Source organism: Arthrobacter sp. NPDC058097, from assembly GCF_042884885.1.
Classification (GTDB): domain Bacteria; phylum Actinomycetota; class Actinomycetes; order Actinomycetales; family Micrococcaceae; genus Arthrobacter.
Map to the genome: position 1 here is coordinate 44,901 of NZ_JBHVSZ010000009.1, position 22,386 is coordinate 67,286.

Sequence of the window (22,386 nt, forward strand, 5' to 3'; positions counted from 1 at the left end):
AATGGCAGCGATCGAGAACACTTACAGGGAACCGACCTACGGCAACTGGCGACGTCCGCGGAAAGCCGGTATCGGTACTCTTGGCGGGCTGGCCACAGCAGGACTGTTTGTTGGCCTCATCATCACCGTGATCTGCTTCTTCGTCGGCGGCTGGTTCGCCGGGCTTGTTGCCCTGCTCGTCCTTGGGTTGGCGCTGGCCGTCGTCTCGGTGACCGACAAGCACAACAAGTCTGTAGGGGAGCGGTTCTTCGGCCGTCTCGCGTTCGGCTTAGCGCGCCGGAGACGCGCCAACATCTACCGTTCCGGCCCGTTAGGTCTGACGCCCTGGGGCGAGTTCCAACTGCCGGGAATCGCCGCCGGCTCCAAGCTTTACGAGTTCACGGACTCCTACGGTCGTCCCTTCGCGTTGATCCACCTTCCCTCCACCGCCCATTACACCGTTGTCTTCGGGACGCAGCCTGACGGGGCGTCCCTGGTCGATCCCGAACAGATTGATGCCTGGGTGGCGAACTGGGGCGGCTGGCTGGCTTCGTTATCGAATGAACCTGCCGTCGTGGCTGCCTCCGTCACGATCGAAACCGCCCCCGATTCCGGGGCACGGCTCCGCCGGGAAGTCGAGTCGAACATCCACGACGGCGCCCCTGACATTGCCAAGGCCATGCTCCGGGAGGCCCTGAGAACCTACCCGCAGGGGTCGGCCACCATCCGGGCGTGGGTCGCGTTGACGTTCAGCGCCGCCGCCCGGGCAGGCGGGAAGCGACGCACCGCCGACGAGATCGCCAAGGATCTCGCCTCACGGCTTCCCAGCCTCACCGAGCGTCTGGAATCCACCGGCGCCGGTGCCTGCGCGCCGTTGAACGCCAAGGAACTGTGCGAGGTCGTTCGGGTCGCATACGACCCTGCAGCTGCCCGGCTCATCGACGAAGCCCATTACCAGGGCACCCCCGTTGACCTGGACTGGAGCGACGTCGGACCGTCCGCCCACCAGGCCGACTGGGACGGCTACCGCCACGATTCCGGCCACTCGGTATCCTGGTCAATGACGGGTGCACCCCGCGGCCACATCCTGGCGTCAGCTTTGGCCCGCCTGGTGGCCCCGCACGGGGAGATCGCGCGCAAACGCGTCACCTTGCTGTACCGGCCGATCGAAGCCGGCCGCGCGGCCGCGATCGTGGAGTCGGACCAGACCAACGCCCTCACCCGGGCGTCCTCGACCAACCGGCCCACCGCCCGCGCCCTGGTCGACGCCCGCGCAGCCCAGGCCACCGCGGCCGAGGAAGCCAAGGGGGCCGGGTTGGTGAACTTCGGCATGGTCGTCACCGCCACGGTGCTGTCCTCCCGTGACCTCGATGACGCCGTGGCCGTGGTGGAAGGCAACCTCGGCCCGTCGGCACGCCTCCTGCTGCGGCGCGCTTACGGGTCGCAGGATTCTGCCTTTGCCGCGTCCCTGCCGCTGGGACTGGTCCTGCCCAAGCACCTGAAGGTTCCCGAAGAGATCCGCGAGGCCATGTAATGTTCAAAAGCGGTACCAAGCGCCAGCGCACCCAGCCCCCGGCCACCAAACAGGGCCCTGCCGCCAAGCAGGCCCCTGCCACGAAGCTCGCGGCCGCGGTCGCACGCCGCCCGGGCCTGCGGGGCTGGCGCGGCCAAGGGCAGGGCGAAGCCGTCTACGTCACGGCAGCCGACGAATGGCGCGGAACCTCGGTCCAGGTCTGCGGTCTCTGGCCGTTCGTGGGCGGCAGCGGGACGCCGATCCTGGGGGTGCCGATCGGCGTGCACACCGACACCGGGGCCCCGTTCGGGGCCGACCCGATCAGCTGGTTCATGCACGGCATGATCAACAACCCCTCCATGTTCGTCCTCGGCCTGCCGCACTACGGCAAGTCCACCCTGGTCCGGCACATCGTCCTCGGCCTGGCAGGCCGGAGCATCAACCCGTTGATCCTTGGTGACCTGAAGCCCGACTACGTTGACCTCATCGAAGCCCTCGGCGGACAGGTCATCAGCCTGGGTCCCGGACGCGGCCACCTGAACGTCCTGGACCCCGGCGAAGCCACCGGCGCCGCGGCCCGGCTGCGCGCCTCCGCCGAAGAACACCGGACCAACGCGAACCGGGTCGTGAACGATCCAGATGGTGACCAGGCCGCGGCCGCGCAGTCGCTGGCATCGGCGGTGAAGGCGGAGAAGCTGGCCGAACAGCTGATGGCTGACTCGCACAACCGGCGCCTGAACATGATCACCGCTTTGATCACCATCGTGCGGAACGCCAAGCCCAGCGCCCACGAGGAATCCCTGATCGACCGGGCCCTGCACATCCTGGACGAGCGCCTGGACCGGGTGCCCCTGATCGGGGATCTGATCGAGGTCATCAAAGACGCCCCCGACGAGCTCCGCGCGATCGCCCTGGACCGTGGCGACATGAGCCGCTACCTCGACGCGACCGACCAGCTGCGCCAGTCGCTGTACTCCCTGAACGGCTCGGGCCGGTTCTCGGACATGTTCTCCAAGCCCACCGACCAGCCGATGGACCTGACCAAACCCGTGGTCTTCGACCTCTCAGGCATCTCCGACACCCAGCGCGACATCCAGGCAGCCTGCCTGCTGGCCTGCTGGTCAACCGGGTTCGCCACCGTCCAGGTCGCCCACACCCTGGCAGACGCCGGGCTGGAACCGCGCCGGAACTACTTCGTCGTCATGGACGAACTCTGGCGGGCCCTGCGCTCCGGCGAAGGCATGGTCGACCGGGTCGACTCACTCACCCGCCTTAACAGGACCGAGGGCGTCGGGCAGGCCATGATCACCCACACCATGAGCGACCTCGAAGCCCTGCCAACGGAAGCCGAACGGATGAAAGCCCGCGGATTCGTCGAACGCTCCGGCATGGTCGTCTGCGGCGCACTCCCCGGAGCCGAAATGGAAAAACTCAACAAGGCCGTCACCCTCTCCCGGGCCGAACAGGCCCGCCTCATCTCCTGGGCTGACCCCGGCTCGTGGACGGACGTCGGCGGATCCCGCAAACGCGTCCGCCCGGGCCTGGGCAAGTTTCTCTTCAAAGTCGGCGGCCGCCCCGGCATCCCGGTCGCCCTCAAACTGACCAGCGTCGAGGAGAAACTGCACGACACCAACAAGCGCTGGACGATCAGCCGGGCCAGTGAAGGGGAGAACTGATGGGTGCACCAAGCAGCGGCAAACGTTCACAGCTCGACACCGAAACAATCCTGCTCTGGGTCTTCATCACCCTGGTGGTGCTCGGCGTCGGCTCAGTCACCGGCGCCGTGCACCTGGGGTCCATGCTGTCCCATGACGGGCAGAAGCTGCCGGCCAACCCGTTTGAACTGGTCTTCGGCCTGATCTCGCACAAGGTCACCTGGCCTCCGGCCGCCACCGGGGTACTGATCGGCTTCGGCGTCCTCATCATCGTCCTGGCCGTCCTGGTGGTCCGCGCGGTGCTGCGCCGGCGGTCCAGGCGTTCCCGCGTGGACGCCGCCGCCCAGCACATGGCCAAGGGCCGCGACCTGCGCGCCCTGAGCCTGCGCGGCGCCACGGCCACCGCCGAACGCCTCGGGGTGAACGGATCACCCGGCGTCCCCGTCGGCAAGACAGTCCTGGGCGGCCAAATGGTCTACGGTTCCTGGGAAGACATGCACATCGACATCTGGGGCCCCCGCACCGGCAAAACCACCTCCCGGGCCATCCCGGCAATCCTCGCCGCCCCCGGCGCCGCCCTGGTGACTTCGAACAAGCGGGACATCGTCGACGGGACACGCGACGTCCGCGCCGTCGCGGGCCCGGTATGGGTGTTCGACCCGCAGTCCGTCGCTCTCGAGGAACCCACGTGGTGGTGGAACCCCCTGTCCTACGTCACCGACGAAGTGAAAGCGGCACGCTTGGCCGATCACTTCGCCGCCGGTTCCCGCGGCCCGGACGCCAAAACGGACGCCTACTTCGACCCTGCCGGTCAGGATCTCCTTGCCGGGCTCCTGCTCGCCGCCGCCCTCCACGGTCGGCCGATCACCCAGGTCCATACCTGGCTGACCCGTCCCGCCGACGATGAAGCGGTGGACATCCTCAAAGCCCACGGCTTCACCCAGACCGCGAACGCCGTCGGCGGCGTCATCAACGCCCCCGAGAAGCAGCGCGGCGGCGTGTACGGCACGGCGCTGCAGATGGCTTCCTGCCTGACCAACCGCCAGGTCGCCCGCTGGGTGACGCCGCAGGGCGACAACGACTCCCGGCCGCAGTTCGACCCGGCAGAATTCGTCCGCTCCAAAGGGACGCTGTACAGCCTGTCCAAGGAAGGCAAGGGCACCGCGGGTCCGCTGGTGACGGCTTTGACCGTGGCCACCGTCGAGGCCGCCGAAGAACTCGCCGTCCATTCGCCCGGCGGCCGCCTGGCCACGCCCATGCTCGGTGTCCTGGATGAAGCAGCCAACGTCTGCCGCTGGCGCGAACTGCCCAACCTCTACAGCCACTACGGCTCCCGGGGCATCGTCCTGATGACCATCCTCCAGTCCTGGTCCCAGGGCGTGGAGGTCTGGGGCCGGGACGGGATGCGCAAGCTCTGGTCCGCCTCCAACGTCAAGGTCTACGGCGGCGGCGTCGCCGAAGCTGAATTCCTGAACGAGCTCGCACAGCTCGTGGGGGAGTACCGGTACTCCAACATGACAAGAAGCCGCTCCAAGCAGGGCACCTCCTACAGCCACGACGACGACCGCAAGGAACGCACCCTGGACGTGTCGGACTTGGCCGCGTTCCCCCGTGGGCGGGCCATCATGTTCGCCTCCGGCGCCCCAGCCGCGCTGCTGGAGACGGTGCCCTGGATGAACGGCCCGCACGCTGACGCGGTACGGGCCTCCATCGCCGCCCACGACCCGGCGAACAAGCCGGCGGCCGCGGCCGGGAACCGCTGGGTCACCGCGGGTACCTCTCATGAGTGAGGGCCTGGGGGAATGGGACGACGAACTGGAAGACACCCCTGCAGCCGCGGATCCAACCGGGGAGGACTCGGAAGCCCCTGAGCTGTTCTACCCTAACGTCGCCGAATTCGTCAGCGGCAAGCTGGCCACCACCTACCGGCGGCAACTCAACGTCCAAGGCGGTGTCACCTGGTGCCCCCAGTGGTGGAAACACGCCGAAGCGATCAGCCGCCTCGAAGCGCTCTGGCGGGCCTGGGAGTTCCTGCGCCTGGACGGCACCACGGGGATGAGCGTGTGGTGGCGCGACCACGCAGACCACCACATGTCAGTACTGCTCTCAACCGATGGGCCGTTCAAAGGCTGCACACCGGACGACGGCCACCGCCCCAAACTCGCCCCTCTACCCTGCGAGGAACCCCCCGCAGGCCTGTTCTAAACCGGACGCTGTCAGTCAACGACTCCGGGTGAGCATGCGGGCTGTCCACAGTTGGAGTCGATCAGGTTATCCACGGCTGGAAAACGGGAGCCATCGGGAAAGCTCCCTCAGCCGCAGTAGCGGTGGATAACCCATCAGGATTGTCCCCGGCTGTGGGCAGCATAGCCAATTGTCCAGACGGTCGCTGGGTAACCGCAACTTTCGACTCATGCCCGATGTCTCGAAACGCTAGCGTTCCGAGACACTTGGGTTATGACACAGCCCGCATCGGATGGGAGAACGGTTCCGTAAGGGGATCGCCACCGGACGCCACCAACTCTTATGCGTGCGCGGACCATGTCTAGTTCTTTCACGACATCGGCGTCGACGACAGGTTGGTGCACAACCGCCGTCACCTTGGAACTTAGAATGTCACCCGGGAGCAATAGACCTGTTAGCGGCTGCCGCGGCGGTTCTGCAACCAATGAGCGCTGCTCCACCCAACGCCGCCGTGCCACCCACTGCTGCGGTGTCAAACTTTTACATGGGGGACCTTTGACTGCTGAACCGATTGCCCGTCCGCTCACCTTCCTCAAGGGTGGTAGCCACTACAGGGCAGGTGAGCACGATGCTGCGCGGCGTTCGCCCTTTGAGATCGCCAAGAATGACTTCAACGAAGTGCTCTCATCGAAGAATCTAACGTTCCTCTTAGGCTCTGGGTGCTCGTCGCATGCTCCTAATCGGGATGACGAGCATGGCATTCCTACGATGGCCCCACTGGCGCAAGGCATCTTGGCCGAAGCCAACAGGTCGGTGGCCGCCCGATACGGTCTCACGGACGTCGTCAGGGAACAGTTGGCTAATGAGCTTGGGATAGATCTGAGCGATGATGATTACGCGTGGAATCTTGAGCGCCTCATGGAGGTTTTGTTTGGGTTCCAGTTCGCTCTGGCGAAAACGAGCAACAGCGCGTTATCCGAGGCAAAAGTCTCGTTAGACGCCGCGATTGAGGCAATCAAGAGATACGTCTTTGATGCGTGCAAGGCAGGGCAAGATGGGCCCTCCGCAGAAACCGTCGTCTCCTTCTACCAGACCTTCTACCGAAAGCTCTCGCAAAGGTCTCGCTCTCTGCCTCGCCCTACCATCGCGACGACAAATTACGATCTTTTTAACGAGATCGCGATGGATCGCGCCGGCGTCCCCTATATCAACGGTTTTCTCGGCTCGGTAGAAAAACGGTTCAACCCGGCGTCATTTCGCTACACAATCGCGCAGCGCCTTGATCTGACTTCCCAGCGCTGGACGTCGCTCGACAACCTCGTCTACTTCCTGAAGCTTCACGGCTCTCTTAACTGGCATGCGGTGGAGAAGGGGCTCTTCCCGGTGGCCGAGCGACCGCTAAGCGAAAGTGGGGACGGCAAAGCCATGCTGATCTACCCAACGCCAGCGAAACAAAACGCAAGCTTCGCGGCTCCCTACTCGGATATGTTCCGGGAGTTCCAAACCAAGGTGGTACAGGAGCAAAGTGCCCTGGTGACCCTCGGCTACAGCTTCGGCGATGAGCACGTCAACAACATCATCTACCAGGCCCTCACCATCCCAACCTTCCGGCTAGTGATCTTCGCTAAACCTGAGTTCGGCACTGAAACCTCGAATGAGCACGTAAGAATGCTTCAGGACCTGAACGATCCACGCATCTGGGTCATTGGAACTGAGGATTCGGGCTCGACGTGGAAAGCTCATTACTTCAATCAATTCGTCGCAGACATCATGCCTTCGGGCGACAACGACCCCGCCGAGAAGGCCATCGGCAACGTGATGGACCTCTTCGCTTCCTTCCAAAAGGGTGGCAACCATGGCGACAACTGATGCACGCCGCAGGCGACTTGGGACAGTCGTTGACGTGAACGCAGAGCGGTTCAGGGTGGAGATGACCGAGGCTGCCGACGGATATACACTGGTCGGCTTCGATGACCAGCATTACGTGGCGCGCATCGGCTCCCTTGTCCTGATTCCGCTAACAAACCTTTACGTGGTGGCCGAAGTCACTGGGCTCCAGGAGCGTCCTGACGCTGGCCCGGTTTCCAGTGCCTCGAAATCGATGGAAGACATTACCCAAGTCTCATCACGCCAGCTCTCCCTTACGCCTCTTGGCAGCCTTCCGTTCGACGAGACCGGAAATTTTTCCTTCGGCGTTTCGGAGTTCCCTCCTCTATATGCAGACGTTCTGCACGTGGAAAACCGGGACCTAGACCGAATTCTCAATGTGGCGAACCAAGAAATCGCGATTCCACATTCTTCTCCGGAAGCGACGATGCTTAGGAGCCTCACGATTGGTACATCGGTCGTGTTCAACGACTACGAGGTCAAGATCCGGATCAATGAGTTCTTCGGCGCCCACTCCGCCATTCTTGGTAACACAGGCAGTGGAAAGTCATGCACTATTGCCAGCCTCTTGCAGGCATCACTCGGTAAAACAACCCAGGCTCCGGCAGGTGGAAGCACTTTCATCTTGTTCGATACCAACGGCGAATACCGTAGGGCTTTGTCAGGGCTCCCCGATCCGATCCACCGCACATATGCTCGAATTTCCCACAGACAAGCAGCGCCCCTCGACCCGGCCGATCAATCCAACGATGGAGAAGAGTCGCAGGAGTTCCAGCTCCCTCATTGGCTCCTCACTCCTGAGGAGTGGGAGCTCCTACTTCAGACGAGTGATCGTGTTCAACGCCCAGTGCTACGCAACGCACTCGGACTGACCTCGTTGTTTGCTGAAGAGTCAGCTGGGGATTTGAAGGATCTCAAGAACCACATTCTGGCTTCCTGTCTCCAACATCTGCTTCGTGACACTGAGAATCACACCTCAGCCAAACACCGCATGCGCTCCCTCCTAAACGTGTACGGATCGGATGAAATTTCCGTACGCGGTGTTCTGCGCAACAGGCAGGTCAGATACGGTCTTTTTGATGATGCGGACATCGCGGATATTGAGAGCACGCTGAAGTCATTCATACTGCAGGATGCGGAGATCCCGGCGTACCGACAGCATCCTTTCAAATTTTCAGACCTTGAAACTGCCCTCGACATGGCGATCCTCTACGAAGAGAGCCACGGAAACAGCCGGGTCCGCGATTACTGCTCAACCCTTCTCACCCGGGTCAAGGCTCTGCAATCGCGCGACGAGTTTGAGTTCCTGCGGGCTGATCCTGGCCAGGACCTGATTCATGATTCTCGTGACAGCTTCGTTAACAACCTTCTCGGCATTGGCCGGAACGGAAGTCAGTTGATCAAGCGCGCGCAGGTATTCATCCTTGATCTCAGCACCGTAGACGACGAGGTAGTAGAGGTTGTGTCTTCCGTCGTCACCAGGCTCGTCTTCGACCGTCTCCGACGAAGTAGCATCAGAAACGCTTACCCCGTGAATCTGGTTCTCGAAGAAGCACATCGATATGTCCCGAGCCAGCCGGCCTCTGCAAGCACTCTCGACGCTACGAAAATTTTCGAGCGTGTGGCCAAGGAGGGGAGGAAATATGGGCTCTTCCTTATCCTTTCCTCGCAGCGGCCGAGTGAACTGTCTGGAACGGTCCTGTCCCAGTGTTCGAACTACATGATCCACCGCATTCAGAATCCTGAGGATCTTCACCACATACGACGGATGACTCCGTTCATATCGGAATCAGTACTGAATAGGCTGGCCTCGCTGCCGAAACAGCACGCGCTGGTGTTCGGAACGTCGGTTAGTATCCCAACTACATGCAAGATCCGAACTGCTTCTCCGCTGCCCCACAGTGATGACGCGGATGTAAGCACCTACTGGTACAGATCGCCGGGCGAAGTGAGTGCTCTGCCTGTTTAGGGGCCTTCGCAGATGAGCGTGGTTGGGCCTTTGACGCCGGGGGGCAGGAGCGTGTCCTGGTGCCGCTGCGGGGTGGTGCGGGAGGAGATAGGTCAGGGCCTCTTTGATTGGTAGCGACCTAGCTTCCAAATAAAGAGACCTGCTCCGGGCAGAAACGTCAGGTTGGAATGTAAGACGTTCTCGACGGCGTGTCAGGAAATCCCGGTTCGGATCCTAGTCTGACTGCACTTCGGCTATGTGCCTGACGTCAGGTTGGGGTGTGCTCCCGGCTGATACATACTCGACTCCGCAGCACTCCTGCTGAAGCCAAGCCGAGTTACTTTCGTCTACTTGGGCCCATTAAAGTACGACGGCGGCCCCCAAGGTTCAGGGCTTGGGGGCCGCCATCTCTTTGACAGTTCTCGGATACCAGTGCCTTACTTTTCCGGAACTGTCAGCTTTGGGTACCTGGGCTAGAAGCCGAGGTAGGCGTGCTGCAGGTGCTTGACCTGCGGTGGGGCGGCGAAGTGGGGTCCGACGAGTTCGCGCCATTGCTGGAAGTCCGGGGATTCACGGAACCCAACGATGTGGTCTTCAAGGGTGGCCCAGCCGACGGTGAGGGTGTATTCGTTGGGGCTTTCGATGGTGCGGTCCAGACGCCAGCTGAGCGCACCCGGTGCTTTCTGGAACAGGGGCACGGCCTTCGCGGCGGCGGCTTCGAAGTCCTTCTCCCGGCCGGGGGTGACGGTGAGGGTAGCGATTTCCTGGATCACGCGTTTGCTCCTTCAGTGACGGGCGGCTGGTTGGCCTGTTCTTCGTCGATGCGGTTCCGGTCGGTGGTGCCGGCCATGGTGCGGGTCGCGTCGATGGAGGCGTAGGTCCAGAAGATCTTCATCTCTTCGGTGTCGGAGGCGTTCCGGAACCGGTGCACGATGTTCGCGGGGACGAAGGTGGTGTCGTAGGTGTCCAGGTAGTGCTCGGTCCCGTCGATGTCCACGTACGCGGTGCCTTCGATCACTGCCACGGATTCGACGCAGTTGTGGGAGTGGTGCCCGATCGCCGCTCCCGGGGCGAAGGTGGTGATGCCGTTCAGGAACGTCGTCGCGCCCAGGTGCGCGCCGACCAGGGGGACGGTGGACGCGCCGTTGCCGCGGTCCTTGCGGGGCAGTTCCTTCGGACGCAGGATGACCGCGTCGACTGAGCTGGTGCTGGTGCTGATATGGGTCATGATCGGTTTCCTTAGTCGGCGACGGCCGGGGTGGAGGTTGTGGATGGCTGGCCGGTCCAGAAGGTCTTCATGTTGGTGAATTCGCGGATGCCATAAGAGCCGAGTTCCCGGCCGTATCCGGACTTTTTGATGCCGCCGAAGGGCAGGCGCGGGTCGGAGGCGACCATGCCGTTGATGAATACCGCACCGGCATCAATCCGGGGCAGCAGGTCACGGGCCGCGGTTTCGGTGTCAGAGGTCCACAGGGCGGCGCCGAGGCCGTACTCCGACTGGTTGGCCAAGGCGATGGCTTCCTCGGTGGAGGAGACCCTGATGATCGCGGCGACGGGGCCGAAGGTTTCCTCGTCGAACGCTGCCTGGCCCGGCTTCACGTGGTCGATGATGGTCGGCTCATAGAAGTACCCGGGACCGTCTACCACGTTGCCGCCCAGGACCAGCTTCCCGCCGGCCTCCACTGTCCGCTGCACCTGGTCGTGCAGTTCGGTGCGGAGGTTTTCCCGTGCCATCGGGCCGATGGTCGTCGCTGGATCCGTGGGGTCGCCGACAACGAGTGCCCTGGTGTTGGCGGTGAACTCGGCAACGAACTCGTCAGCGATCTTTTCATCGACGATGAAGCGCTTGGCGTTCACGCAGGACTGGCCATTGTTGGTGAACCGGGCCTTGACCGCGACCTTCGCCGCAGCCTTTATATCCGCATCAGCCAGGACGATGAAGGGATCGGACCCGCCCAGTTCCAGGACCTGCTTCTTCAGCGCGGCCCCGGCCTGGGACGCTACGATCTGGCCGACCTGTGTGGACCCGGTCAGGGTCACGGCAGCGATACGGTCATCGGCGATGAGGCCGGCAACCGCGGAGGATTCGATCAGGACGGTGGAGAACAGGCCCTTGGGCAGGCCGGCCTTGTCCATGACGTCCTGCACTGCCAGGGCGGCCTGCGGGACATTGTTCGCGTGCTTCAGGATCGCCCCGTTGCCCGCCGCCACGGCCGGGAGGATGAAGCGGAAGAACTGCCAGAAGGGGTAGTTCCAGGGCATGATTGCCAGCACGACACCCAGGGGGTCGAACACCACACCCGACTCCGCGGCGCTGGACTCGATGGCCTCCGGAGCCAGGTGCGCGGCAGCGGTCTCGGCGTAGTACTCGGCTGTGAGCGCGCACTTTTCGATCTCGGCCTCGGCTTCACCGACGGGCTTTCCCATCTCCAGGGTGATCAGGGCCGCGTACTCGGCCTTGCCTTCGCGCAACACCTTGGCCGTGTTCCGCAGGACCTGGACGCGGTCTTCGACGGGCACGGTGCGCCATTGCTGCTGGGCGGTGACGGCTGCTTCGAGTACGGTCTCGACCTGTTCCGGTGTGTGGGCGGGGAAGGTGGCCGTGGTTTCACCGGTCACCGGATTGATCGTGGCAATCATTGGTTCAGGGTTCCTTCTGGTTGGGTGTTCTAGAACAGGGGGTAGGCGGCGAAAATGCCACCGACGAGCAGCATGACGAGGGCGACGATGAGTCCGCGCCAGATGACCTTCTTGAAGTGGTCGCCGAGGTTGACGTTGGCCAGGCCGATCAGGAGCAGGAAGGACGCAACGAGCGGGCTGGACTGGTGCAGAGCCTGCCCGACGAGGGAGGCGCGGGCCATTTCCACCGGTTCGATGCCGAAGTGGCCGGCGGTTTCGGAGAGGATGGGCAGGACGCCGAAGTAGAAGGCATCGTTGGTCATAATGAAGGTCAGCGGGATGCTGAGGATACCGGCGATCACGGCCATGAACGGGCCCATGAAGTCAGGGATGATCTGGACCAGCCACCCGGCCATGGCCTTGACCATGCCGGTGCCGTTCATGACGCCGGTGAGGACGGAAGCGGCGAAGACCATGCCGACCACGGAGATGACGGATGAGGCGTGGGCCTTGATCTGTGCGGACTGCTCGGTGACGCGGGGGAAGTTGATGACCAGGGCGATGCCGACGGCGACCATGAAGATCAGGGCCGGGGCGACGATGTCCATGACCAGTGTGGTCATGACGGCCATGGTGAGGATGAAGTTGATCCAGATGAGCTTGGGCTTGGCGTTCGGGCGCTGGATGAACTTGCCGTCTTCGGTGAAGGAGGCGGAGAAGTCGTTGGTGATGATGACCGAGGAGCCTTCCTCCCCGGCGTTGCCGCCGCTGGCCTTGCGGGAACCGCCCGAGGGGCCGCCGTCGGCACCGACAAGCACGCTTTCACGCTCAACGATGCGCTGGCCGAGGACACCGCGGTTGTCGTCGAGGAACACTTCGCCAAGGCGCTTCCGCTCGGACCGGCCCAGAATGTAGGCGAGGACCAGCACGGCGGCGAGGCCGGCGACGATGGAGGGAATCATCGGGACGAAGATGTCGATGGGGGAGACGTTCAGCGCGGCGGCGGCCCGGGAGGTGGATCCGCCCCAGGGCACGGTGTTGAGAACGCCGTTGGACATCGCGGCGACCACGGTCAACACCACGGGGCTCATGCCCAGGCGCAGGTAGAGCGGCAGGAACGCTGAGGTGACGATGATGAAGGTCGTGGACCCGTCGCCGTCCAGGGAGACGATGGTGGTGAGCAGGGCGGTGCCGATGACCAGCTTCATCGGGTCGTTGCCGGCGAACTTCAGGATCGCGCGGATCAGCGGGTCAAAGAGTCCGACGTCGATCATCGTTCCGAAGAAGATGATCGCGAAGAACAGCAGCGCCGCGGTCGGGGCGAGCTTGCCCACGGACTCCATCACCATGTCCCCGATCCCCAGGCCGGCGCCTGCGAACAGGCCGAAGGCAAGCGGGACCAGGATCAGGGTGGCAATGGGCGTGGCTTTCTTCGCCATGACCAGATACATAAACAAGGCAATCATCAGAAAGCCGAGAGCTACGAGCATCATCGCTCCTTACTAAGTACAAGAAGGGGGGACCGCCGAGGGGCGGAGTGATTGGGCACACACCAAAGGTACATGTATACAATTCAGTGCACAAGTCAGTACGCACAATGGCATCTATACTGGTAGGCATGACGGAACAAGCGGGGGCAAAGCGCGTGGGCAAGACCGAGGCGATCTACCTGCAGCTCAAGGCGGAGATCGAGAACGGCGACTTCGAGCCGGGGCAGGCGCTGACCGAGTTCATGCTGGTCGAACACACAGGGGCGTCCCGCACGCCCGTCCGCGAGGCACTGCGCCGCCTCGCCGCCGAAGGCCTTGTCGACATCGCGCCCAGGGTCGGCGCCACCGTGGCCCGCATTTCCCTGCGCACCGTGCGCGAACTCTTTGACTACCGCAGAGTGCTGGAGCCGGCCGCCATCCGGATGGTCGTGGATGAAGCATCCGTGGACCCTTCAATCGCGGCCAGATTCGCTGATATTCATGCGCGTTTTGCCCGCCTGGCTGAGACACCGCAGTCCGGAACGTTCACCACCGAGTACCGGCAGCTGGCCGATGAATTCGACCTGACCCTCATTGACTGCACGCCCAATGGGCACCTGTCCCGGGCGATCCGTGACCTTCGGCCGCACACCGCCCGGCTTCGCCGGATAGCCCACGCCAACCGCGCCCGCCTCATGGACGCGGTGGGCGAGCATCTGGCCATGTGCAAGGCAATCGTCGACGGTGAAGCCGGAGCAGCTGCCGAGGCGCTCCGGCTTCACCTGGTCCATGTCGACGAGGCGATCTTCAAAGCTCTGCTGTCCGGGCGGGACAGCCGGGGCAGCGACATCGACCTCGTCTCCTGAGTTTCTATTCGACCCAGGTGAAGGTGTTCAGCAGGTCTCCGCTGACGTTCACCTGGCTGCCGGGCACGACAACCCGCGCCGAGACGTCACGGTAGGTGAAGTAGTGGGGGGCCTGCTTGTGCTCGTTCTCAAACGCGTCCCGATCCCGGTACACCTCATAAAACGCGAAGCGGTTGGTGCCTGAACCGCCGAGTTCGATCACGTCAAACCGGAAGCATCCTTCCTCATCCCGCACGGACGCCCGCGCATTCTCTGCGATGGCCTTGAGGAATTCCCCGCGCCCTTCAGGGGTGACTTCCAGGGTGACCCAGAGGCTGAACATAACTTTCTCCTTTTCTCGGATAACAGGTCCATGCTATTGTATACATCTAGGTGTACAGGAGGGTGTGCCGCCAATGAAGGGGCCACCTGCTCCAACGAAAGGAAATAGCCAATGCCGGTTACCGAAACCAAGGTCAGCCAGGACCATTTGGTCCCCGAAAACATCGTTGGCCTTGCAGCCGACATCCTTCTGGCCCACGGTGTCCCGCGGGACGACGCCCTGCTTGTCGCGGACAGCCTGGTGCAGTCCGACCTTTGGGGCCACCAGTCCCACGGCGTACTCCGCCTGCCCTGGTACGTCGAGCGGATCCGGCAAGGCGCCATGAAAGCCGTCACCGCCCCCGAAACCCTCGTCGACACCGGCGCACTGCTGCTGCTCGACGGCAGGGACGGCATCGGCCAGGTCATCACCGAACGCGCCCGGGTGGAAGCCGTCGCCCGGGCCAAGGCCCACGGCGTGGGCGCCGTGGGGGTCCGCAACTCCAACCACTTCGGCACCGCAATGTACTTCACCCGCCGCGCCGCCGCCGACGGCTGCGTCGCGATCCTCACCACCAACGCCTCACCGGCCATGGCACCGTGGGGCGGCCGCGAAAAGCTGATCGGAACCAACCCCTGGTCCATCGCCGCCCCGTACGGCGACTCTGCCGTCGCCGTCGACATCGCCAACACCGCTGTAGCCCGCGGCAAAATCTACCTCGCCCGCCAGCGCGGCGAAGCAATCCCCGACACCTGGGCCCTCACGCCCGAGGGTGCCCGGACCACGGACGCCGCCGAGGCCGTCGATGGCGTTATCCTGCCGATGGCCGGCCACAAGGGCTACGCGATCTCCTTCATGATGGACATCCTCTCCGGCGCCCTCACCGGCAGCCAGTCCGGCAAGGGCGTGAACGGCCCCTACGTGGCCAACAAGCCCAGCGGCTGCGGCCACATGCTCATCGCCATCGACGTCGCAACCCTCGGGTCCCCGGACGAGTTCCAGGCCCGGGTCCGGGAACTGATCGTTGACGTCAAGTCCACCCCGCTGGCGCAGGACGCCACCGAGATCTTCTACCCGGGGGAAATTGAGGACCGCAACAACGCCCGCCACCGCGCCGAGGGAGGCCTCGTCCTTCCCGAACAGACCCTCCTGGACCTGCACACCCTCGCGGAGCAGTCGGGCCTGGACGCCACCGCCGTCCTGGGAGAGCGGCCATGAGCGTTGTGCAGGACTGGGCGCGACTCGAAGCGGGCGACCGTGTAGTCGTCATCGACGACGGCGTGGAATCCCCGGCAATCGTCGCCGCGAAGATGGACGACTCCACCGTGGTGTGGGTGCTCGGCGCGGCCGGCCGGCATAGGCGGGCCATCGACTACCGCGAAGGCGTGGTCCTGGTTCCGACCTGATCAGACCATAACTTCAGCCCAATACCTAAGGATGGTGCTGCCGGATTCCTCCGGCAGCACCATCCTTTTTCCCGTTCATCGTCTTGCTCCACTTCAGCGCGGCCGGGACAGGACGCGGACCGGCATGCCCGCCGCGGTGACGACTGGAAGTTGGCGCCATCGGAAGCCTTACCTGCGGCGTAGATTCCGCTGGAACTCATCGATACGAGAATCGACGGTTCCCGCGCGGCAGGGCCGGCAGGGGACGGAGGCCCCGCCTGCCGCGGGCGCGGAGATGTCCTTGTACCCACTGGCAAACACAAAAGGGAAGGCGCGGCCGGATTCCCCCGGCAGCGCCTTCCCTCTCTTCCTTTGATTTCGCCTAGTCGGCCGGCGCCGCCCGGAACAGGATGCAAACCGGCGACCCCGTCCTGGCGATGATGCCTGCCTCCCGGCGGACGGCCCCATCCTGACCCAATTCAAAGGCCGCGATGCTGTCGCTGAGCTCGTTGGCAGCGTAAAGAACGGCCCCCTCCGAATCCGTGCCGATGAAGCGCGGCCGCAGCCCACGCGTGGAGTAGACGCCCGCAACAGTGGGCAGATAGTCCTTGCGGCCCAGTTCCAGCACGGTGACGCTGTCATCGCCGGGGCCCGCAGTGGAGGCGCCTCCCGTGCCGGAACGGTTGGAGGAATACACGTGCCGGCCGGAGGGGTGGATGGAGATTTCTGCGCCGGTCATGTTGCGAAGGTCTGTGGGTGGCGCTGTCCGCAGGGCATGCAGCGGCGTCAGCGCCCCCGAAGCCGCGTCCCACCTGTAGGTGGTGACGGAGCAACTGATCTCGTTCACGACGTACGCGTGGGATCCGTCCGGATGGAAGACTAAGTGGCGGGGCCCGTCTCCCGGGCGGGTTGGCGTCGACCCCACGAGACGGAGGACACCTGTGGAGGAGTCCAGCTGGACGCGGTGAATGGCGTCCTGGCCCCTGTCCGGAACGAGGATCCACTTGCCGGTAGGATCCCAAGGCACGTGGTGGGGGTTGGGACCGTCCTGCAGCCCCCGGGTCCGTCCCGTCTGCCCCGGGAGGGACAGCCTCGACGACACGGTCCCCAACTGACCATCAGATCTGATGGAAATGGCGCACAAGTCCCCGGGCACGGCGAAATTCGCCACGACCAGCCACTTGCCGTCCGGCGACACCGAAAGGTGCACCGGATTCTCATGACCGGTACCCACCGTGTTCAAGTGGGTGAGCTTGCCGGTGGACGGATCCACCGCGAATGAACTGGCGAGAGCGAGGTCGCCATGCACGCAGTAGGCGCGGCTCCCGTCCCAAGAGAACGTCAGGAAGCTGGGGTTCGCCGGGATTCCCGGCCGGCCGGTTCCGTCGTCCGCTGTCACGGTCTGTAGGAGTTCCCAGTCCGAGCCGGACGAAGAAACCCTCCATACAGTGATTCCCGCCCCGCGGGCATCACGGGCTGCGGTGGTGCGGGAACCCACATAGGCCAGCTGCGCCCCACCCGACCTGCTGCCGGCAAAAGCCACCCCAGTGCCGGTGGCCGGCACAACGGTGGCCGCGAGGGCTCCAGCGAGCAGATGCCGTCGTTGAACATGCTTATTGAGCATCCTTGCTCCTTCAGGGACTGGTGCCGGCATCACAGTGTCGGCAATGGAACGCCACCCGCATTTCCCGGGGCGGCCGTCTTGCTGAGTGTCGCGGCCATAGTGACCGGGACCACGTCAGGTAAACAAACATACTTGTATACACTTCAGTGCACAACTAAGAACACTCGCGATCGCCCTCCGGCAGCTCAAATCGTCTTTACCCGTAATTGCGTTGAACGGAGGTGCGGGCACTGCGCTGCAACCTGAGGTCGGCCCGATGTCCTCATCTGATACGCGAAGTTCGATGCAACGATTTGCGCGGCGTCAGAATAGAGCGAAATTCCCCTTTATTGACGGTGGCTCAACGATGTTCTCAGACACCACCCTGACAGTTGGAGGGGCGGGAAAGCTAGTTGCGGTAGCCCGAGAAACAGCGAAATACTCCTAAGAATTGGGGCCTGAAGGAAGTCGCTTGGCGTAGGCGCCGTCGATGTCACCTCTTGTGGCTCGCAGGTGCCTGAAGAACCAGACAGGGAACTCCACCGACAGGCGAATCCTCCCTAGTCACACGCTCCGACGTCAGGTTGGGGTGTGCTTAAGTCGGACTGATCCGATCGCTACAAGCGCTCCGGGTAGTCGTTTGGCTCCACGTCAGTATCTTCTCGTCTTCGAACGCCGGGGCGACATTGCGAAATGCCCGGAAGGATAATTCCTTCCGGGCACTTCGGTATTTGCGATGCTTTTGGGGGCTACTTACTGCCGGCGGATACGTGTTCGAATTCGTCGAGGACGCCGACTTCCTTGGCGGTGCGGCGTTCCCAGCGTTTCATGACCTGGGGAACGATCGCGACCAGCACCACGACGGAGTAGGCCACGATGGAGAACGGGGAAGAAACCAGGGCAGTGAAGTCTCCGTCTGCAATGGACATGGCACGGCGCAACTGGGTTTCCGCCAGCGGCCCGAGGATCGCGCCAATGATGAGCGGTGCGATCGGGAACCCGTACTGCCGGAGGAAGTACCCAAGGATTCCGATGGCCAGCATGACGTAGACGTCGAACACTGAACCGTTGATGCTGTACGCACCCAGGAGTGCAAAGGTGGCAATGCCGGCGTACAGGTACGGAGTGGGGATCAGCAGGACCTTCGCCCACAGGCCGACCAGCGGCAGGTTCAGCAGCAGGAGCATCACGTTGCCGATCAGCAGGGCGGCAACCAGGCCCCAGACCAGTTCCGGTTCCTTCTGCAGCAGCAGGGGTCCCGGCTGGAGGCCGTACTGCTGGAAGGCGACCAGGATGACGGCGGCCGTTGCCGACGTCGGAAGTCCCAGGGTGAGCAGGGGCATGAGGGAGCCGGCGGCGTTGGCGTTGTTGGTTGCTTCCGGACCTGCGACGCCTTCGATGGCGCCCTTACCGAATTCATCCTTGTGCTTGCTGAGTTTCTTTTCCAGCGCGTACGACATGAAGGTGGGGATCTCCGATCCGCCGACCGGAATCGCGCCAAGTGGCCAGCCGATTGCCGTGCCACGCAGCCAGGCGGGCCAGGAGCGCCGCCAGTCCTGCCGGGTCATGCCGGCCCGTCCCTTGAGCTGCATGAGCTTGGGCTTGGTCTTGCGCATCTTGGCCGCCAGGTAGATGGCCTCGCCCATGGCGAAGAGGGCCACGATCAGCACCACGGTATCGATGCCGTCCAGCAACAGCGGGACGCCGAACGTGAACCTGGCCGAGCCGCTCTGGGCGTCGAGGCCGATGATGCCGATGACCAGGCCGATCGCCACACTCGTGAAGCCGCGGGCTGCGGATGATCCGAGGAGGGCACCTACGGTCATGAAGGCCACGACCATGAGGGCGAGGTAGTCGGCGGATCCGAGGCCGATGGCGATGTCCACCACATACGGCGCGCAGAAGGCCAGGGCCACGGTGGCGATGGTGCCGGCCACGAAGGAGCCGATGGCTGCGGTGGCCAGTGCCGCGGCGGCACGGCCGGCCCTGGCCATCTTGTTGCCTTCGATCGCCGTCATCATCGACCCGGATTCACCGGGGGCGTTGAGCAGGATGGAGGTGGTGGAGCCGCCGTACATGGCGCCGTAGTAGATGCCGGCGAACAGGATGAACGCTGCGGACGGGGGCATGTTGTAGGTGACGGGCAGGAGCAGCGCGATGGTCAGCGCGGGGCCGATGCCGGGCAGAACACCGACGAACGTTCCGGCGATGACGCCGAGCAGGGCGAAGAGCAGGTTCTCCGGAGTTGCCGCGACGGCAAAGCCTTGGATGAGCCCGTTGATTCCTTCCATTAAGGGACTTCCTTACAGGATCCCGGCCAGCACGCCCGGCGGCAGGAAGATGCCCAGGGGTCGCGTGAACAGGAGGTAGATGGCAAGAGACAGGGCAATAGAGGCGATGGCAAGACGCCAGCTGAACCTGGCCCCGAGGGTCACGGCAATGCCAAAGAACGACATGGTGCAGGCGATGACGTAGCCGGCCGGTTCGAGCAGGACGGCAAAGGCAAGGACGGAGGCGAGCAGCAGGGCCACCCGCTTCTTATCCATGGGCAGGCTGGGGTCCACGAGCTCGCCGTCTTCGGGGGAGGCACTGTTGCCGCGGATGACATCGATGACGACGAACGCCGACGCGGCGGTCAGCAAGGTACCGATGACGTACGGGAAGAACCGCGGACCCACATTGCTTGCGGCGACCGGTTCGTTGATGAACGTGGTCCCGACGAGGATGAGGATACCCAGGGCGAGGGTGAGCCCGGCAAAGACGAGCTCACCCCTGCTCTTGACGTTGACGGTCATGCCAGTCCCAGCGTGGTCAGGATTTCCTGGGTGCTGCTTTGCTGGGTCTTGAGGTCCTCGGCGAACTTATCGCTGTCCAGGTACTGATCGGACCAGCCGTTGGTCTTGAGGGTCTCTTTCCAGGTGTTGCTCTGGGTCAGCGTGGAGAAGACGTCGGACAGGGCCTTGCGGTCGGCGTCGCTGACGCCGGGAGGGGCGAAGATTCCGCGCCAGTTGACCAGGACAGCGTCGGGGTAGCCGGCGGAGACCACGGTGGGAGCGTCGGGTGCAAGGTCAAGGGGCTTGTCCGAGGAGACGGCGAGGATGCGGAGCTTGCCGGCTTCGACCTGGTCGGCGAATTCACCGTAGCCGGCGATGCCGGCGGCGACCTTGTTGCCGAGCAGGGCAACGAGCGCCTCGCCGCCGCCGGAGAAGGTCACGAAGTTGACGTCTGTTGGCTTGACGCCCGCGTCCTGCACGAGCTTGCCGCCCCAAATGTGGTCGATACCGCCCTGGTTGCCGATAGCGATCGGGTTCGACCCCGGCTTGGTCTTGAGTGCGTCCAGGAATTCCTTGAGCGTCTTGTACGGCGAGGCGGCCGGGACCACGATGACTTCGTATTCGCCGATGAGCCGCGAAACGGGGGTCAGGTCGCTCAGCTTGTTCGGGGCGGAGTTGGTGATGGTGGCGCCAACCAGGGACAGCCCGCCCAGCATGAGGTCCTTGGTGCCGCTCTTCTGCACGAACTGGGACAAGGCGACGGTCCCGCCGGCACCCTGGGTGTTCCGGACTTCGATCTTATCGCTGAGCTTCTCGCCCTTGAGCGCCTTCTCCAAGGCCCGGGCGGTCTGGTCGTAGCCGCTGCCCGGGCCGGAGGGGGCATCGATGGTGAGCTCCTTGGCGACGGAAGCGCTACCCGCAGCGTTTGGGTTCTGGGCTGCCGGACCACATCCGGTCAGGAGTACGGCCGCTGCGAGGGCCGCGGCAGAGCCGGCGAGAAACTGCCGGCGGCGAGGGGAACTGATCTTCATTGATTTTCCGCTTTCTTGGTCAACGAGCGTGACGAGCACAACAAAGCATGACAAGGAGAGTGGTTTTTTGCAACCTAAAAAACCAACATTCGGCTTTTTTGTGGCTTAAAAGGCCAGCAGCCCTCCCTTATCTGGGCGGGCGGCTCGGCTCTCAGGGCTGAAAGGGCTGGATTTTTAGCGGGATTTCTCGCTGCCCACGGTGGAAAGGTGCAGGCGGAGATGGTCGGAGGCAGCCTCCAGCTCACCCTCAAGGAGTAGCCGTGCGAGCTCCACATGCTCCGCGCAGCGGATGACGGCCCGTTCCGGGACTAGGGCTTGGCGGTACTCGATCAGCCGGCGCAATCTGTTGATGCGCGCCAGGCTTTCGATAAAGAAATCGTTGTTGCTGCAACGCGCAACTGTTTCGTGGAACCGGGTGTTGAGGTCGAACAGTTCCGAGCCGGTGATCGACCAAATCCTGCCGTCAACGAGCTCCTGCTGCTCGGCCATGCGTTCACGTACAGCCTCGCGGTCCAGGACAAACGTGTCCTCCAAAATGGCGGCCGGCTCTACGACGAGGCGAAAGTGGTAGCTGTCCCGGTATGACTTCACTGAGGTGAGAACCGGAAGGAACTCCCAGCCGTAGCCCGGAAGGGGTGCGATCCAGCCCTCTGCAGAGATCCGGAGCAGGAGTTGGCTGACCTGGCCGCGTGTGAGGTCATAGCGGCGCATCAGCCCGCTCTCGGTCACCCTCTCCGGTAATCCTCCATTGAGGCGGTCTGTTGCGATCCTCATGTAGGCGCTGTCGTCGGCCTGCTCGGAAGGGGCTTCAGTCACGTGTACATCGTGTCCCGTTCTAGCCACGACATACCCCCCGGACTCTGTTCGGGTAAGCGTCCCCTCCCGCTGCAGTTCCTGCAAAGCCTTCCTGACGGGGGAGCGGGACACTCTAAGGCGTTCTGCGAGGAACCGTTCCGTGATCCGCTCGCCCACCGCCGGGTTTTCCTCCCGCAGGTAGGTGCGGATCTCGGTTTCGATCATGGAAGTCAGTTCTGTACTTCCGGCTGCGCTTGTTGGCACCTGCACTCCTTTGTTCGGCCTATTGTTTCCAACCTGTCGAGGCTGGCGGCCGCGCCCCGGACCCTTACTGGTACTTTACCAACCCAAAAACCGCAGTGTGGTTTTTTCGTCTT

The 22,386-nt window shown here is 63.5% G+C and carries 19 protein-coding genes; 9 read left to right on the plus strand and 10 right to left on the minus strand.

Going from position 1 to position 22,386, the window contains the following annotated elements:
- Position 1 precedes the first annotated feature (1 nt).
- From ACFVTE_RS16130 to ACFVTE_RS16155, 6 genes are all read left to right on the plus strand, one after another.
- Complete coding sequence (locus ACFVTE_RS16130; RefSeq protein ID WP_387101987.1) at positions 2-1,513, plus strand: SCO6880 family protein; 1,512 nt, start codon at positions 2-4, stop codon at positions 1,511-1,513.
- Entirely contained in the window at positions 1,513-3,168 is a 1,656-nt protein-coding gene (locus ACFVTE_RS16135) for an ATP/GTP-binding protein (RefSeq protein ID WP_387101989.1), read from the plus strand. Before ACFVTE_RS16130 ends, ACFVTE_RS16135 begins: the two co-directional genes overlap by 1 nt.
- Positions 3,168-4,937, plus strand: coding sequence for a type IV secretory system conjugative DNA transfer family protein (locus ACFVTE_RS16140; RefSeq protein WP_387101990.1), 1,770 nt, complete (start codon positions 3,168-3,170; stop codon positions 4,935-4,937). The genes ACFVTE_RS16135 and ACFVTE_RS16140 overlap by 1 nt, the downstream gene beginning before the upstream one ends.
- Entirely contained in the window at positions 4,930-5,352 is a 423-nt protein-coding gene (locus ACFVTE_RS16145) for a DUF4913 domain-containing protein (RefSeq protein ID WP_387101992.1), read from the plus strand. Before ACFVTE_RS16140 ends, ACFVTE_RS16145 begins: the two co-directional genes overlap by 8 nt.
- Before the next feature lie 534 nt (positions 5,353-5,886).
- Positions 5,887-7,200, plus strand: coding sequence for an SIR2 family protein (locus ACFVTE_RS16150; protein WP_387101994.1), 1,314 nt, complete (start codon positions 5,887-5,889; stop codon positions 7,198-7,200).
- On the plus strand, positions 7,187-9,187 hold the full coding sequence (locus tag ACFVTE_RS16155; protein WP_387101996.1) for an ATP-binding protein: 2,001 nt from the start codon (positions 7,187-7,189) through the stop codon (positions 9,185-9,187). Before ACFVTE_RS16150 ends, ACFVTE_RS16155 begins: the two co-directional genes overlap by 14 nt.
- Positions 9,188-9,639: 452 nt before the next feature.
- On the opposite strand, the gene ACFVTE_RS16160 is transcribed toward ACFVTE_RS16155, so the two are convergent.
- The 4 genes from ACFVTE_RS16160 to ACFVTE_RS16175 are packed head-to-tail and all read right to left on the minus strand — an operon-like array spanning position 9,640 to position 13,278.
- Positions 9,640-9,939 (minus strand): antibiotic biosynthesis monooxygenase family protein, encoded by a 300-nt coding sequence (locus ACFVTE_RS16160; protein WP_387101999.1) that lies wholly within the window; start codon positions 9,937-9,939, stop codon positions 9,640-9,642.
- Positions 9,936-10,394 (minus strand): cupin domain-containing protein, encoded by a 459-nt coding sequence (locus ACFVTE_RS16165; protein WP_387102001.1) that lies wholly within the window; start codon positions 10,392-10,394, stop codon positions 9,936-9,938. The genes ACFVTE_RS16160 and ACFVTE_RS16165 overlap by 4 nt, the downstream gene beginning before the upstream one ends.
- 11 nt (positions 10,395-10,405) lie before the next feature.
- Positions 10,406-11,806, minus strand: a complete 1,401-nt coding sequence (locus ACFVTE_RS16170; RefSeq protein ID WP_387102003.1) for an NAD-dependent succinate-semialdehyde dehydrogenase — start codon at positions 11,804-11,806, stop codon at positions 10,406-10,408.
- 29 nt (positions 11,807-11,835) lie between these two features.
- Positions 11,836-13,278, minus strand: coding sequence for a CitMHS family transporter (locus ACFVTE_RS16175; protein ID WP_387102005.1), 1,443 nt, complete (start codon positions 13,276-13,278; stop codon positions 11,836-11,838).
- A gap of 125 nt (positions 13,279-13,403) precedes the next feature.
- Between ACFVTE_RS16175 and ACFVTE_RS16180 the strand changes: the two genes are divergently transcribed.
- Complete coding sequence (locus ACFVTE_RS16180; protein ID WP_387102007.1) at positions 13,404-14,120, plus strand: GntR family transcriptional regulator; 717 nt, start codon at positions 13,404-13,406, stop codon at positions 14,118-14,120.
- A gap of 4 nt (positions 14,121-14,124) precedes the next feature.
- On the opposite strand, the gene ACFVTE_RS16185 is transcribed toward ACFVTE_RS16180, so the two are convergent.
- Positions 14,125-14,442, minus strand: coding sequence for a putative quinol monooxygenase (locus ACFVTE_RS16185; RefSeq protein WP_387102009.1), 318 nt, complete (start codon positions 14,440-14,442; stop codon positions 14,125-14,127).
- 111 nt (positions 14,443-14,553) lie between these two features.
- Here ACFVTE_RS16185 and ACFVTE_RS16190 point away from each other — a divergent pair, with 111 nt between their 5' ends.
- Positions 14,554-15,639 carry an Ldh family oxidoreductase gene (locus ACFVTE_RS16190; RefSeq protein WP_387102011.1) on the plus strand — a complete coding sequence of 362 codons (1,086 nt, stop codon included), beginning with the start codon at positions 14,554-14,556 and terminating at the stop codon, positions 15,637-15,639.
- Positions 15,636-15,827 (plus strand): hypothetical protein, encoded by a 192-nt coding sequence (locus ACFVTE_RS16195; RefSeq protein ID WP_387102012.1) that lies wholly within the window; start codon positions 15,636-15,638, stop codon positions 15,825-15,827. The genes ACFVTE_RS16190 and ACFVTE_RS16195 overlap by 4 nt, the downstream gene beginning before the upstream one ends.
- 361 nt (positions 15,828-16,188) lie before the next feature.
- Here ACFVTE_RS16195 and ACFVTE_RS16200 read toward each other — a convergent pair whose 3' ends face one another.
- The 5 genes from ACFVTE_RS16200 to ACFVTE_RS16220 all read right to left on the minus strand — a co-directional run bounded on the left by ACFVTE_RS16200 (position 16,189) and on the right by ACFVTE_RS16220 (position 22,273).
- Complete coding sequence (locus ACFVTE_RS16200) at positions 16,189-17,430, minus strand: lactonase family protein (RefSeq protein WP_387102014.1); 1,242 nt, start codon at positions 17,428-17,430, stop codon at positions 16,189-16,191.
- A 728-nt stretch (positions 17,431-18,158) separates the two neighbouring features.
- Entirely contained in the window at positions 18,159-19,700 is a 1,542-nt protein-coding gene (locus ACFVTE_RS16205) for a tripartite tricarboxylate transporter permease (RefSeq protein ID WP_387102016.1), read from the minus strand.
- A gap of 12 nt (positions 19,701-19,712) precedes the next feature.
- Entirely contained in the window at positions 19,713-20,204 is a 492-nt protein-coding gene (locus tag ACFVTE_RS16210; RefSeq protein ID WP_387102018.1) for a tripartite tricarboxylate transporter TctB family protein, read from the minus strand.
- The gene (locus ACFVTE_RS16215; RefSeq protein WP_387102020.1) at positions 20,201-21,214 is read right to left on the minus strand and encodes a Bug family tripartite tricarboxylate transporter substrate binding protein; all 1,014 of its coding nucleotides are present in this window, start codon (positions 21,212-21,214) and stop codon (positions 20,201-20,203) included. Before ACFVTE_RS16215 ends, ACFVTE_RS16210 begins: the two co-directional genes overlap by 4 nt.
- Before the next feature lie 174 nt (positions 21,215-21,388).
- A complete protein-coding gene (locus ACFVTE_RS16220; RefSeq protein ID WP_387102022.1) occupies positions 21,389-22,273 on the minus strand; it encodes a GntR family transcriptional regulator in 885 nt (294 codons plus the stop codon).
- Between the last annotated feature and the right edge of the window lie 113 nt (positions 22,274-22,386).

Excerpts from the sequence above, each read along its gene's own strand:
- ACFVTE_RS16130 (WP_387101987.1), top strand. The coding sequence starts at position 2 with ATGGCAGCGATCGAGAACACTTACAGGGAACCGACCTACGGCAACTGG.
- ACFVTE_RS16135 (WP_387101989.1), top strand. The coding sequence starts at position 1,513 with ATGTTCAAAAGCGGTACCAAGCGCCAGCGCACCCAGCCCCCGGCCACC.
- ACFVTE_RS16140 (WP_387101990.1), top strand. The coding sequence starts at position 3,168 with ATGGGTGCACCAAGCAGCGGCAAACGTTCACAGCTCGACACCGAAACA.
- ACFVTE_RS16145 (WP_387101992.1), top strand. The coding sequence starts at position 4,930 with ATGAGTGAGGGCCTGGGGGAATGGGACGACGAACTGGAAGACACCCCT.
- ACFVTE_RS16155 (WP_387101996.1), top strand. The coding sequence starts at position 7,187 with ATGGCGACAACTGATGCACGCCGCAGGCGACTTGGGACAGTCGTTGAC.
- ACFVTE_RS16165 (WP_387102001.1), bottom strand. The coding sequence starts at position 10,394 with ATGACCCATATCAGCACCAGCACCAGCTCAGTCGACGCGGTCATCCTG.
- ACFVTE_RS16170 (WP_387102003.1), bottom strand. The coding sequence starts at position 11,806 with ATGATTGCCACGATCAATCCGGTGACCGGTGAAACCACGGCCACCTTC.
- ACFVTE_RS16175 (WP_387102005.1), bottom strand. The coding sequence starts at position 13,278 with ATGATGCTCGTAGCTCTCGGCTTTCTGATGATTGCCTTGTTTATGTAT.
- ACFVTE_RS16180 (WP_387102007.1), top strand. The coding sequence starts at position 13,404 with ATGACGGAACAAGCGGGGGCAAAGCGCGTGGGCAAGACCGAGGCGATC.
- ACFVTE_RS16185 (WP_387102009.1), bottom strand. The coding sequence starts at position 14,442 with ATGTTCAGCCTCTGGGTCACCCTGGAAGTCACCCCTGAAGGGCGCGGG.
- ACFVTE_RS16190 (WP_387102011.1), top strand. The coding sequence starts at position 14,554 with ATGCCGGTTACCGAAACCAAGGTCAGCCAGGACCATTTGGTCCCCGAA.
- ACFVTE_RS16195 (WP_387102012.1), top strand. The coding sequence starts at position 15,636 with ATGAGCGTTGTGCAGGACTGGGCGCGACTCGAAGCGGGCGACCGTGTA.
- ACFVTE_RS16200 (WP_387102014.1), bottom strand. The coding sequence starts at position 17,430 with ATGCTCAATAAGCATGTTCAACGACGGCATCTGCTCGCTGGAGCCCTC.
- ACFVTE_RS16205 (WP_387102016.1), bottom strand. The coding sequence starts at position 19,700 with ATGGAAGGAATCAACGGGCTCATCCAAGGCTTTGCCGTCGCGGCAACT.
- ACFVTE_RS16210 (WP_387102018.1), bottom strand. The coding sequence starts at position 20,204 with ATGACCGTCAACGTCAAGAGCAGGGGTGAGCTCGTCTTTGCCGGGCTC.
- ACFVTE_RS16215 (WP_387102020.1), bottom strand. The coding sequence starts at position 21,214 with ATGAAGATCAGTTCCCCTCGCCGCCGGCAGTTTCTCGCCGGCTCTGCC.